The organism is Collinsella sp. HCP3S3_D1 (assembly GCF_052064015.1).
Taxonomy (GTDB): Bacteria; Actinomycetota; Coriobacteriia; order Coriobacteriales; family Coriobacteriaceae; genus Collinsella.
The window spans coordinates 1-13013 of the sequence record NZ_JBQHWK010000028.1 but is presented as its reverse complement, the minus strand read 5'-3'; the positions used below and the strand labels follow the sequence as shown (position 1 = coordinate 13013).

The window sequence follows — 13013 nt, the reverse complement described above, 5'->3', positions numbered from 1 at the left end:
GGCATAGACCTTCTGGTCATGCCGTCCTCTTTGAATGACAAGTTGTCGCTCTGGTGCCCGCGCAGCGTCGACCGGTCCGCCGTTCGTTAGAACGGCGGAACCAATTACATAAGCTCGCAGACAGCCGCCGCGAAGGCAACGGGGTCCTCGGGCAAAATACCCTCGACGAGCAGGGCCTGGTCATAGAGCAGGCCGGAGTACTGCTTGATCTTGTCGGCGTCGCCCGCCTTCTGAGCAGCGACGAGCTTGGCAAAGACCGGGTGCTTGGCGTTGAGCTCGAGCACACGCTGGCTCTTGGGCATACCGTCGGGCGCACCCTCGGGACCCTTCTGAAGCACCTTCTCCATCTCGAGCGAAAGCGGACCCTCGGTGGTGATGCACGCGGGAGCATCGGTCAGGCGCGCAGAGACAGCGACCTTCTCGACCTTGTCACCGAGTGCCTCCTTCATGGCGCTAAAGAGGTCCTCGTTCTCCTTAGTGGCGTCCTCGGCCTCCTTCTTCTCGTCCTCGGTCGCCAGGTCAAGATCGCCGGTAGCGACATTCTTGAGCTCCAGGTGACGATCCTCGACCTCGGGCTCGGCACCGTCGGCAACAGCCTTCTCGGCAGCCTCGCGGGCAGCATCGTCCTCGTAGATCTTGGGCATATCGACGGCAACGTACTCACGCATAGCCTGGAACGTGAACTCATCTACATCCTGCGTCAGCAGCAGCACGTCATAGCCGCGGTCGAGCACACCCTTTACCACGGGCATCTTGGCCAAGCGCTCACGCGAGTCGCCGGCGGCGTAGTAGATGGCCTTCTGATCTTCGGGCATGCCCTTGGCATACTCGGCCAGGGTAATCATCTTCTGCTCCTTGGCAGACCAGAACAGCAGCAAGTCGGCGAGCTCATCGGCCTTCATGCCATAGCTCGAATAGATGCCGTACTTAAGGCCACGGCCAAAGTTCTCAAAGAACTTCTCGTAGGCCTCGCGGTCGTTGTCACGCATATCCTCAAGGTCGGCGGTAATCTTCTTTTCCACACGCTTGGCGATGGCCTTGAGCTGACGGTTCTGCTGCAGCGTCTCGCGCGAGATGTTGAGCGACACGTCGGCGGAATCCACGACGCCGCGGACAAAGTTATAGTAGTCGGGAAGCAGGTCGTCGCACTTCTCCATGATCAGGACGTTGGAGCTGTAGAGCGCCAAGCCCTTCTCGTAGTCCTTGCTGTACAAATCGAACGGCGCGCGGCCCGGCACAAACAGCAGGGCGTCGTACTCGAGCGTACCCTCGGCGTGGAAGCTGATGGTGCGCGCAGGATCGTCAAAGTCGTGGAACGTAGACTTGTAGAACTCGTCATAGTCCTTCTGCTCAACATCGGAGCTGCGCTTCTTCCAGATCGGCGTCATGGAGTTAACGGTCTCGAGCTCCTGGTAGTCCTCGTACTCGGGCTTGTAATCCTCCGGCGCGTCCTCGGGCTTGGGTTTCTGGCGGCTCTTGGAGACCATCATTTGGATCGGGTAGCGCACATAGTTGCTGTACTGCTGAATCAGGCTCTTGAGGCCCCACTCGGTCAGGAAGCGATCGTAGGTCTCGGCCTCGCCATCGGCGTCGAGCTTCTCGTTCTCGCGCAGCGTCAGGATGACATCGGTGCCGTGCTCGGCGCGCTCGCCGTCCTCGATGGTATAGCCCTCAAGACCGTCGGATTCCCACACATGGGCGACATCCTCGCCATAAGCGCGGCTGACCACCTTCACGTGGCTGGCGACCATAAAGGCCGAGTAGAAGCCCACGCCAAACTGACCGATGATGTCGACATCCGAACCCTGCTGCTCGGCGTTCTCGGTCTTAAACTCCTCGGAGCCGGAATGGGCGATGGTGCCCAGGTTGCGCTCGAGCTCCTCGGCGGTCATGCCAATGCCGTTATCCGAGATGGTAATGGTGCGGGCGTCTTTATCAAAGGAGACGCGAATAGCCAGGTCGCCCTGGTCGAGCTTGACGCTCGGATCCTGCAGACTCTTAAAGTTGAGCTTGTCGACGGCGTCGCTCGCGTTAGAGATAAGCTCGCGCAGGAAGATTTCCTTGTTGGTGTAGATGGAGTTGATCATGAGGTCGAGCAACTTTTTGCTCTCGGTCTTAAATTGACGCATGTGCAGTCCTTTCGCGCTACCCCCGTCCGCAAAAACAGCCCGGTTACCCGAGCCGTATCGCAGACCTGCTATGTTCAGACTTAGATTTTATAACCCATTAGCGCGCATATATACATGCGGAATCGAAAAACTGTATGTCCGAGCACTCCGATGCGCCAATTGCCAAGGAGTGTCCCCAACTGCCGACAGGAAAGAAACGTCCCTATCTGCCATCTACGCGCTTGGCCATCCAGGCATGGGGCTGGCCCTCGTCTTCGTAGTCAACCGGGGCAATTTGTGTGTAGCCAGCCTTTTCATAGAGCGGCAACACGTATTCCTGCGCGTGAAGCTTAATAAGTTTAGCGCCGGCATCGCGTGCGCATGTATCGCTGGCCTCGACGATCGCGCTTGCCAACCCGCGACGACGCATAGCCGGCAGCACGGCGACGCGCCCCATAATGTAGGTCTCCCCTGCGGCGACGCCTTCGTCCAAGTCGCACGCCGGTGGCACCGGAGCCTCCGCATCTGCCGCGCGCTCCAGCTCCTCGGGAAACACGCGCGAGCAGCCGGTGAGTTGGCCATCCACATACAGCGTCACATGGATGCAGCCCGGGTCCTCGTCAATCTGGTCAAACTCGTTTTCATAGCCTTGTTCGTCCATAAAAACGGCGCGGCGCACCAGCGCCGCGTCCTCAAAGCAACCTGTCTTAAGTTGGATATCCAAAGCGGCCCCTTCATTCAGTAAGAACGTTAGGGACAGATTTTAGCGAAAATGAGCCCCGCGCACGCCAAACTTCGCACGCGCTTTTGCCAGGCAATCGTAGTGGCCCACGTTATGGGCGTCACTCGCGATAAAGCTGTACAGATTTTGATCGAACAGGCGCTGCGCCGGCTTTTTCTCGCGACCAAAGCGCCCACCCGCAATAAAGTCGGCAGAAGCCTGCAGCTTACAGCCCATGTCGACCAGACGCTCGGCCACACTCACATCCTTTTGAACAGCGCGATACCGCTCGGGATGAGCGATGATCACCTGGTAGCCGCGGCATTGCAAATCGTAAATCGTACTCTCGTACTCTCTAAACGCATAGGAATCAGCATGCGTCGAAAGCTCGAGCAGGAACTCGTTGGTTCCATCGAAATGCAGGTACTCCGCAGCGTCGATGCCCAGCTCGACGAGCTTTCGGTGGTTGACCTCAAAGCCCATCTGAAGCGGAAAACCATCTGCGTTATCCCGCAATAGCTCAAAGGCATCCCACATCTTGTCGTAGTCAAAATAGGGATCTCGGCAATGCGGGGTGCAGACAATTCTGGTTACGCCAGCCTGCTTGGCAGCTGCAAGCATCGCCAAGCTCTCATCAAGATCGGCAGCGCCGTCGTCTACACCCGGCAAGATATGACAATGAATGTCGCGCATAGGTCGGCCTTAATCAACTAAACGTTTGCCCGGTTGGTAAAGATGCCCATTTTAGAAGCACCCTGAGCAGCGGAACCGTTCTTTACTTTCTTACCTTCCTTGGTGTAGTAAGAATAGTAATACTCGCTGGTCTCGGTCTCGCAGTAATTCATAACGGTACCGATGAGCTTGACCTTCTCGGACTTCTTAAGCTGAGCGATGGCGTTGAGCGCCTCCTCGCGCTTGGTGAAATCCTCACGCACGACAAAAAGCGCACCGTCGGTCAGACTTGCGATCTCGGCAGCATCGATGAAGGTGCCGACCGGGGGAGCATCAAAGATGACGTACTGGAACTTGGCGGACAGTGCCTTTACCAGCTTGGCAAAGCGGTGAGAGACGATGATGTCAGCAGGATTGGGAATATGAGGCTCGGCATCGAGGAAATAGAAGTTCTTCTGACCCGTCTCGACAATCGCCTGGTCAATAGAAACCTGCTCGGAAAGGACTGCATAGAGTCCGCCGCGGGAGCGGACGCCGAGCATATCGGCAAGGGACCTGCGACGCATATCAGCCTCGACCAGCAGGACGCTCTTGCCGCTGGTGGCGATAGCCTGGGCAAGGTTGATGGAAACCGTAGACTTACCCTCGTTGGGAATCGAGGACGTGACGGTAATGGTGCGAATGGGGTCATCCACGCTCGCAAAGCGGATGTTGGCCAGAAGGGTCTTGGCGGCATTCTGTACAACGAGCTTATCGGTGTTCTTTGCCTTAGCCATGCCTATTTACCACCTTTCATAGCCGGAATTCGGCCAACAACGGGAATGCCCAGGAGCTCTTCTGCCTCTTCTGCACCGCGGATGCGGGTATTGAGCATGTCTGCCAAAACGACATAGGCAACTGCGATAAAGATGCCCGCGAGGAACGCGACAGCAACGTACAGCATACGCTTGGGACCGCTGGGGGCTTCGGGGGTCTTAGCCTCGTCGATAACGTTGATGCTCTGGGCAGCGCCGACGTTCTGAGCGACCGTACTCACCGAGCTAGCTATGGCCTTTGCGACCTCAGCCGTCTCCTTGGCATCGGTGCCGGTAACCGAAAGCGTAATGACACGCGTGGTGGTCTCGGAGGAAACAGACACCTTGTAGTCATCCAGATCGGTGAGGCCCAGTTCCTTGGCGGCGCCGCTCTTAACGCTATCGCTATCCAGCAGCGTGGCGATATCGTTGGAAAGCATCTGGCTCGCCGAGAGATCGTTGTAGCTCATCTGACCGCTATCGTCGGTCTTGGCGAGAATGTACATGCTCGTCGTCGCGGTATAGGTGTTGTCCATCGCAACGAAGGACACGATGCCCATGGCGATCGCGCAGACCACCGGAAGGGTGATGACCAGCTTGAGGTGCTTTTTGAGCAGCTGGAACAGTTCGAGAAGGGTCATGCAGCTTGCCTTTCATTTCCCCAGTTCGGATTGACAAAACTGTCCGTATGTTATCGCATCTTTTTACCGAGACCAAACTCTATACATAAGAAACAGGCTCTCCTGTAAAAATGTCGGAAGCAATCGTAAAATTGCACAACAACGCCGCACCCGAAAGTCAAATGCGGCGTCTGCATCAATATCTATGTTGTATCGCTATGCGAATGGCTCGTCCTGCTGTATGGGAAACGTCACCGTAATGGTGGTTCCCACGCCCAACTCGCTCGACAGATCGAGCGTGGCGTGATGATACAGGGCCGCATGCTTGACAATGGCAAGCCCCAGGCCGGTTCCGCCGCGTGCCTTGGACCTACTCTTGTCCACGCGATAGAACCGCTCAAATACCTTGCCCTGTTCTTCAGGCGCGATACCGATTCCCGTGTCAGCGACCGCGAGGAACGGATGGCCTTCGTCGTTGGTGCCGCACTGCAGCGTAACCGTACCGCCGGGTCGATTGTAGCGGATGGCGTTGCTTGCCAGATTATAGATGAGCTCGTCGATCAAGCGCGACACGCCCTCGATGACCACAGGCTTGGTCTCATGACTTATCGTCACATTCGACTGCCGGGCAACTTGCTCAAGACGCTGTTCCACCGTCAACATGGCGCGAGAGAGCTCGATGGGTTCTGTGGACCCAATGGGCACCGCCTCGCCCTCGGATGCTCGCTCCGCCTCGTCCAAGTTGGAAAGCGTAAGAATGTCGTTGACGAGCGCCGCCAGGCGGCCCGCCTCGCGATAGATGCGGCCACCAAAGTTGCGCAAGTCGTCCTCGCCCTCAACCATGCCGTTTGCAATAAGCTCGGCATAGCCCGAAATCGCGGTAAGCGGGGTCTTGAGCTCATGGGTGATATTGGCCGTGAACTCGCGGCGCATTCGGTCGTTGTCCGCTAGCACCGCCATTTGGCGCTTGAGTTCCTGGCGCTGCGACTCGATACGCTCAAGCATGGGGACCATCTCGGCATAGGCGTGCTCATAGCTACGGCGTGGGTGGTCCAAATCCACCTCTTGCAACGGCGCGATGATTGCACGGGACTCGCGGCGCGCCATAAAAAACGAGAGTACTGCACCCGCTGCTGCGATAAGCAGCATCGGCGCCACCATCGACAGCAAAATCGCCGCAACGCCAGGCTGGGCTTGCGCCAAGCGGACAACCTGGCCGTTATCAAGGGCGACGGCGCGATACAGCATAATCTCGTCGAGCGTAGAGCTTGCGCGCTCCGCGGAACCCAAACCACTCTCAAAGGCCTCGATGACCTCGGGGCGATCGCCATGGTTGGGCAGTGAGGAAGGCGACGCCTCGTTGTCGTAGGCAACCGATCCATCCTTGTTAATCAGCGTAATGCGCAAGTCCTCGCGATCGAGGCTACGCAAGAACGGGATGGGCTCCTGCTGTTCGTCGAGGGCGGCAGCAATGAGCTCGGTTTCCTGCGCCAGATTGGCACTCGTGGCATCCGCCAAGGTGTTTTGCACAAAGAACGCACCCAGCACCGTAAACGCCACGATAACCGCCATGGCGCAAACAAAGATCGTCACAAAAACGCGGTGCGACAGCGTATGTTTTCCCTGGGGGGCGAAGACCACGGGTTACTCCTCCGATGCGGTGGCCGCGGTGTCGTCACCTTCGGCACCGTCACCGGCAGAAGGCTCGGCCAAGCGGTAGCCCACGCCGCGCACGGTCTCGATGGCGCTGGCATGCTCGCCCAGTTTTTGGCGAAGCGTCTGCACGTGCACGTCAACGGTGCGCGAACCGCCGTCGAAATCCCAACCCCACACGCTCTGCAGCAACGACTCGCGGGTAAAGACCACGCCGGGCTTGCGCATGAGGTACTCGAGCAGGTCGAACTCGCGCAGGGTGAGCTTAAGCGGCTCGCCGGCAACGGTCACCTCGCGATGGCTGGGCGAAAGCACGATATCGCCCACGCTGAGCACATCGCTCGCCTGCTTGACCATGCCGCCGCGACGCAGCAGTGCGCGGCAGCGGCTCGCAAGCTCCATGAGCGAAAACGGCTTAGTCAGATAATCGTCGGCACCGCCATCGAGCGCCATCACCTTGTCGAGCTCGGTATCCTTGGCGGTAAGCATCATGATGGGCACCGTCTCCGTCAGGCGATCGGCACGCAGGCGACGCATAATCGCCAAGCCATCGGTATCGGGCAGCATGATATCGAGCAGCACAGCATCGGGCACCCGTCGCGCCACGGCAGCCTTAAACTCACCGTCGCACGAAAAGCCTTCGGCCTCGATCCCCTGCTTGCGCAGCGCATAGACCGTCAAATCCCTGATGTTGTCATCGTCCTCGACGTAATAGATCATGTTGAACCCCTTTGCGGCCGGCATGACCGCATCTTAATCCTAAAGGTACCTTTACTAGATGGTATCAGCCAAAACGGCCCGTCAAATAATCCGCCGTACGCGGGTCGGTAGGATTTTTGAAAAGCTGAGCGGTGGGCGCGTGCTCCACCAACTCACCTAGCAAGAAAAACGCGACGGAATCGGATATGCGCGCCGCCTGCTGCATATTGTGTGTAACGACCACGAGCGTGCAGGTCTCTTTGAGCTCGCAGGCCAGCTGCTCCACCACGAGCGTCGACACGGGATCGAGCGCCGAGGTCGGCTCGTCCATCAGCAGAATATCGGGCTGCACGGCAAGCGCACGGGCGATGCACAAACGTTGCTGCTGTCCGCCCGAAAGCCTCAGACCAGACTCCTTGAGTTTGTCCTTGACTTCGTCCCACAGGGCAGCGCGGCGCAGGGAATCCTCGACCAGCTCATCCAGCACAGCGCGATCGCGCACACCCATACCGCGGGGGCCATAGGCGACGTTGTCGTAGATGCTCATGGGAAACGGGTTGGGGCGCTGGAACACCATGCCCACGCGCTGACGAAGGCGGCAGATGTCGTAATCGCCCAGGATATCTTGACCATCGAGCGCAATCTTGCCCTCGATGCGGCAGTCCTTGATGCCGTCGTTCATGCGGTTAAAGCAACGCAGCAACGTCGACTTGCCGCAGCCCGAAGGACCGATAAACGAGGTAATCTGCTTGTCGCGGATCTTGATGGACACATCCTTAAGCGCGTGGTGATCTCCATAGAACAGGTCGAGGCCCTCGACATCGATGCGCGTCGGCGAGGCGGCAAGGTCCTCTGCCGTGGGGCGAGTCGCATCCCCAACTTCGCGCTCATGCGCGGCCTCGGCCTGCGCTTCCATTAGCTCCTCGAGCTCCGTGGGCCCCACAGCCGCAGCAGCCGTCATACCGCATACCTCCACATCGATATCAAATCAGCAGTATCGATAGTAAAAATCGCAGCTCATATATGCGTGAGGGTATTGTCAAGTATTTGTAAGGACCTCCTCGATACGCGACGGGCAATCATATCGACCGTGCACACCCAAGCGTCCGCTCAGACACGAAGATAAACCGCACGCGCCAAACCCCAAGCGGCACAGCCGGTAAACGATATACTCTAGAGCCAAAGGAGACCATCCCGTCGAAAGCGAAATCAGTGAAGCATCTTACCCCTCTTGTAAAGCGTTCCGCGCAGCTGACCGTTGGCCTTGCCTGCGCCGTCGCCCTTGTCGCCGGTATTCCGTCCGTCGCCGGCGCCCAAGTGCTCACGACCGATAACATCTGCGGCAAAGCCGCCGATGCACGCGGCATTGCAGCCGAAGACCTGCCCGATATCGATGCCTCCAATGCGTTTGTCATGGGTAAAAACGGCTCCGTCTACTATGCCCGTAGCGCCGACGAGCAAGTCAAAATCGCCTCGATCACCAAGGTCATGACTGCAATCCTCGCGGTCGAGAACTGCAAAATGGACGAGAAAATCACCGTGAGCAACGCGGCGGCAACCGTAGGCAACTCGACCGCGGGACTCCTCGAAGGCGACGAGCTCACCGTCGAGCAAGCGCTGCGCGGCCTGATGATCCCCTCGGGCAACGACGCCGCCATCGCGCTTGCCGAACACGTGGGCAAAAAACTTGACCCCAAGACCAAAGATGCCGTCGCTACGTTTGTAAAAGCCATGAACGAGCAGGCCAAGAAGCTCGGCTGCACGGGAACGCTCTTCGAGAACCCGCACGGGCTGGATTTTGACGAATGGGCCGGCGATATGCATTCAACCGCACACGATGTGGCATTGATGATGCAAGAGGCCATGAAGGACGACACGATTCGCGAAGTCATGGCGAGCAAAGATCCCTGGATCGAAGTGACGGGCGCCGACGGCTCCGATCATTCGCATTCCATGGAAACGCACAATGTTTTATTGGACCAAGACGGCAATATCGGCGGTAAGACCGGCACCACCGACGATGCCGGATACTGCTTTGCAAGCGCCTACAATCGCGATGGCGACGAGATCTATACCGTTGTCTTGAACTCCAGCACCACCGACCAGCGTTTTGCCGATACGGCCACACTTGCTAGTTGGTATTACGACCACAAGGTAACGGTCGAAATCGCCAATACGCAAAAGAAGACCGCCAACGGAAATCCGCTGATGGCACGTGTCAGTCAAACCGACTGGACAGACAAAACGATCGACGCCACGCTTGCCGACCCCACCGCGCAGGCAACGGTGTTCTCACTCGCCGGCGAAGTGACCGAAAAGGTTAGCTACGATGACCTTTCGGGCACGGTGCATGTTGGCGATAAGGTGGGCAGCGTTACGCTTAAGCAGGACGGCACCAAGATTGCCGTCATGGACCTGGTTGCCGACGAGGAAGGAACGGGGCCCAATCCCATCGAGTGGCTGCTCGTGAAGCTCGACCGCCTGGGCCGCCGCATCGACAACCGCCCGCTCACAGCCGAGAGCGAGACCGTAGCCAAGGCTCCTGAGGTGTAGGGCCAAAGCGATATCACATCGAACCAAATGAGGCGTCCAACGGGGCGCCTCATTTTTTGAGGTTTCGAATCCCCAGCTAACGTTCTCCATACCAAAAAGGGCCCCTTACGGAGCCCTTCTTCAAATTCGTACTGGCGGAGAGCTGGGGATGTCCGGGCATGCTACGCATGCCCTCCGGCTTCAAAGCCTGGCGGCTTTTCGCCCACGGGCTACAAACGCTTTCGCGTTTGCTTAACGCCCGTGCCCTCTCGGGTTCGAATCCCCAGCTAACGTTCTCCATACCAAAAAGGGCCCCTTACGGAGCCCTTTTTCAAATTCGTACTGGCGGAGAGCTGGGGATTCGAACCCCAGATGCCCTTTTGGGGCATACTCGCTTAGCAGGCGAGCACCTTCGGCCTCTCGGTCAGCTCTCCGTAACAGCCGTTCCATAGTAACCAAACACTCGAATCCGGGCAAGGGGAATTTTTGATAATTGGCCGGCAGGCTTTCCTCCCCCATAAATCAAACCCCTATCCCAACGACCGGCTGAGGGATCCGAGCTCATCGTTTCCCATCGTGCGCCACATTTGGAAGATGCAGACGCGTGCCAGGAAAAAGAAACCGTTATCGACCAGCTGCACAGCAGCGTCTGCCAGCTGGTTGGACACGGCAGGCACCGGCGGCAGTTCGAGCCCGGCCTTACTGATGGTCTCAACCGCTTCCTCGAACGTCGGTGGTTCATTGACACCCATCTCGTTCATAAGGCCCTGCATTTCCTCCAGTGCGTTGCTACCCGACTCCTCGCCGCGCGGTACCAAGCGGTAGCACGCCAACGCCAGCTCGAGCTGATCGCAGTTCCAGTAGGCAAACGCTAGGCGATAGAACAGGTAGCCGATTGCGGAACGGTCACTGGCAATGCGCAGGCCGTGGCGCGCCACCTCAATGACCTCGTCATAGCGCTCCAGACGCGCCAGCACGTTGATGAGTGCAAAGTGTGATTGCATGGATGAGCGCGCCAGATCGTAAAGATGACGCACCTCGGGCAATGCCCGCTCAAAATCCTCCTGATCGGCGTAAAAGCTGCAAATCTCATGCTGGGCAAAGTACAGCGCATCGGGAGCGCGCAAAATACGAACGGAGCGGTCTTCCTCCATTACCGGCAGCACCATACGCACCAGTTGGTTGTCGCAAAACAGCGTCTGGACCGGTCCTGTCGCCAAAAGCTCGGCAACGGCGCACTTGGCCTCCAGCTCCTCAACAAGACGGGAAAAGCCCTCAAACGCACCCGCGCGGTCGACTTTTGCCCGCTCGCGCAACTCAGCGACGCGCGCCACATACGGGTCATCGCCCTCCTCCATAACCTCAAGCTCATCAGCCGTATCGGCAAGCAGCAGGTCGCGCAACGCCGGCGGCAGCGAACGGTGGTCGTCACGCGGGCGAGCATGAACCTCAGCGGGCTCAATCGCATCCGGCGCGTCCGACTCATATGCCTCAAGCATGCGCTTGCACGGCATATCATCCATATCCATACTTTCAAAAATCTTAGCGGCGGGAACGCAATTGGCCAGATAAGCCGCACGCCCAAAGGAATATGTTGCAATGATGCGCTCGCCCCGCTCGCCATCGGGAGCCGCAATCTGAACGTAGCAGCGCGTAATGCTGGCACCGGCAGCAAAACAAGCCGCTGCTAGCGTGAGCGCCACGCGCGCGTCGTGCTCCGCGGCCCAAGTCGCACGTACGTCCTCGTTCAACTCACGCCAGACGTCATCCTGGGCGTCGTATTCACGTTGAGGCATGGCATCCTCGACCGAGCGCCCAAACCGAACGAGCATAATCCCCTCGGCAACGTTTGCCCGATAGGTATAGTCAAGCCGCGTGACAACGTTGAGGGCTTCGACCGCGCGCGCAAAACGGGTGCGCACGTCCCACTCACCGCCTGGCTGGCAAGCTACCGTACCCGGTTTGCCCCACGGGTTGTCACTCGAGGCCGTATCGAGCAGTCGGGGAACATCGCTGGTCGTCTTGGCGATATGCCACGCGTCAAAGAGCGCGCAGCCCTCAAGGCTCGGCGAGGATACCGCAGGGGCCAATCCGGCCCCGATGCGCTCAAGGATGCCGGAGAGGCGGTTAAGACGACACTCGATAGCAAGCAGCATGTCAATCTCGTCTTGGTCCAGCAGGCTACGATCAAAATTGAGATAGAACAGCTTTGAGCGGTCGATACGCGCTAGGCCCATCTCGGACTTGGCAGCGATGGTGCGCAGTCGGGGCAAATCGACCTCGCTCATAAGGGCGGCGGCATAACGCTCGATACCGCTCGGATTATCGGCATGGTCAACGCGGTAGAGCAGCGTCTCGATAGCATCGGGGAGCGGTGCCGTGTTAAAGCCCAAAAACACCTCGACCGGCTCGGGCAACTTTACGAGTTTGATCTTGTTGGCGGTGTTTTTTATACCCTCATCGAGCTCGTCGGCAGGTACCGTGTTCGCAAGAGCGTTTTTGGGGTCGGCAAATATCACGTAGCGCAAGAACATCGAGGCCATAAACTCGCCATAAGGGAGAGCACGGCTCGAATTCCATGTCTCGTGGTCGGACTGCTCACGCATGGGCCCTTCGGGAGAGCCGACCGTTCGCGCGCAAGCGCGCATTGCACCGTTGGCTCCCCGCACCAAAATCTCGCCAACACTGGAATCGGACTCGTCAAGGACCAATTTCATGTCGGGGTTCTTGGGCAATGGCACTTTCTGAACAGGGCCGTCAACCTTATAGACCTCACCTGACACGCTCACGTAGCCCAAAAGCGATATGTGGCTTTTGCCTACGAATTCGACGACGTAGCAAGACTCTTTAGAATCCTCGCCAAAAACTTTCCAGACAACACCATACGAGCGCCCCGCGGGTTGCTCTGGCATCGATGGAAAACGCTTTTTGGGGTCGAGAAACCTGAGCTTGTATGTCGGACGCTCTGCCACGAAATATCACCCTGATCGGTCGTATAGCGAAGGAGTGGTCGCGGACGGACCGCGACATCTACTCGGAATCTTACACGAGTCGATAAGAAATAGTCTCCCGCGGGCGGAGGCGCACGATTCCAGTCGAATGTCTGGGGTCGAATGGCGGCGTAAAAGAAAAGCCCCCGTTGCCGGGAGCTTTAAAGTCAATTGGTGCGGCGTATAGGATTCGAACCTATGACGTTCTGATTCGTAGTCAGACC

The 13013-nt window shown here is 58.1% G+C and carries 10 protein-coding genes and 1 tRNA gene; 1 reads left to right on the top strand and 10 read right to left on the bottom strand.

Annotated elements, in window-relative coordinates:
• Positions 1 to 104: 104 nt before the first annotated feature.
• The 8 genes from htpG to pstB all read right to left on the bottom strand — a co-directional run bounded on the left by htpG (position 105) and on the right by pstB (position 8228).
• The gene (htpG, locus tag ACTNDJ_RS08590; protein WP_154517684.1) at positions 105 to 2129 is read right to left on the bottom strand and encodes a molecular chaperone HtpG; all 2025 of its coding nucleotides are present in this window, start codon (positions 2127 to 2129) and stop codon (positions 105 to 107) included.
• A gap of 202 nt (positions 2130 to 2331) precedes the next feature.
• Positions 2332 to 2832, bottom strand: coding sequence for a GNAT family N-acetyltransferase (locus ACTNDJ_RS08585; RefSeq protein ID WP_427795298.1), 501 nt, complete (start codon positions 2830 to 2832; stop codon positions 2332 to 2334).
• Between the two features lie 39 nt (positions 2833 to 2871).
• Positions 2872 to 3522 carry a tyrosine-protein phosphatase gene (locus ACTNDJ_RS08580; RefSeq protein ID WP_441015692.1) on the bottom strand — a complete coding sequence of 217 codons (651 nt, stop codon included), beginning with the start codon at positions 3520 to 3522 and terminating at the stop codon, positions 2872 to 2874.
• Positions 3523 to 3539: 17 nt separating this feature from the next.
• Positions 3540 to 4277 carry a CpsD/CapB family tyrosine-protein kinase gene (locus tag ACTNDJ_RS08575; RefSeq protein WP_441067957.1) on the bottom strand — a complete coding sequence of 246 codons (738 nt, stop codon included), beginning with the start codon at positions 4275 to 4277 and terminating at the stop codon, positions 3540 to 3542.
• A gap of 2 nt (positions 4278 to 4279) precedes the next feature.
• Positions 4280 to 4936 carry a YveK family protein gene (locus tag ACTNDJ_RS08570; RefSeq protein WP_349074521.1) on the bottom strand — a complete coding sequence of 219 codons (657 nt, stop codon included), beginning with the start codon at positions 4934 to 4936 and terminating at the stop codon, positions 4280 to 4282.
• Between the two features lie 195 nt (positions 4937 to 5131).
• A complete protein-coding gene (locus ACTNDJ_RS08565; protein WP_441083550.1) occupies positions 5132 to 6556 on the bottom strand; it encodes a sensor histidine kinase in 1425 nt (474 codons plus the stop codon).
• Positions 6557 to 6559: 3 nt separating this feature from the next.
• The gene (locus ACTNDJ_RS08560; RefSeq protein ID WP_154517679.1) at positions 6560 to 7288 is read right to left on the bottom strand and encodes a response regulator transcription factor; all 729 of its coding nucleotides are present in this window, start codon (positions 7286 to 7288) and stop codon (positions 6560 to 6562) included.
• Positions 7289 to 7352: 64 nt separating this feature from the next.
• Entirely contained in the window at positions 7353 to 8228 is an 876-nt protein-coding gene (gene pstB / locus ACTNDJ_RS08555; protein WP_441064069.1) for a phosphate ABC transporter ATP-binding protein PstB, read from the bottom strand.
• A 251-nt stretch (positions 8229 to 8479) separates the two neighbouring features.
• On the opposite strand from pstB, the gene ACTNDJ_RS08550 reads away from it, so the two are divergent.
• On the top strand, positions 8480 to 9820 hold the full coding sequence (locus tag ACTNDJ_RS08550) for a D-alanyl-D-alanine carboxypeptidase family protein (RefSeq protein WP_441064070.1): 1341 nt from the start codon (positions 8480 to 8482) through the stop codon (positions 9818 to 9820).
• A 322-nt stretch (positions 9821 to 10142) separates the two neighbouring features.
• On the opposite strand, the gene ACTNDJ_RS08545 is transcribed toward ACTNDJ_RS08550, so the two are convergent.
• Both ACTNDJ_RS08545 and ACTNDJ_RS08540 read right to left on the bottom strand, forming a co-directional pair.
• Positions 10143 to 10233: transfer RNA gene (locus tag ACTNDJ_RS08545), tRNA-Ser, on the bottom strand.
• A gap of 96 nt (positions 10234 to 10329) precedes the next feature.
• Positions 10330 to 12516, bottom strand: a complete 2187-nt coding sequence (locus ACTNDJ_RS08540; RefSeq protein ID WP_441083549.1) for a tetratricopeptide repeat protein — start codon at positions 12514 to 12516, stop codon at positions 10330 to 10332.
• Positions 12517 to 13013 lie beyond the last annotated feature (497 nt).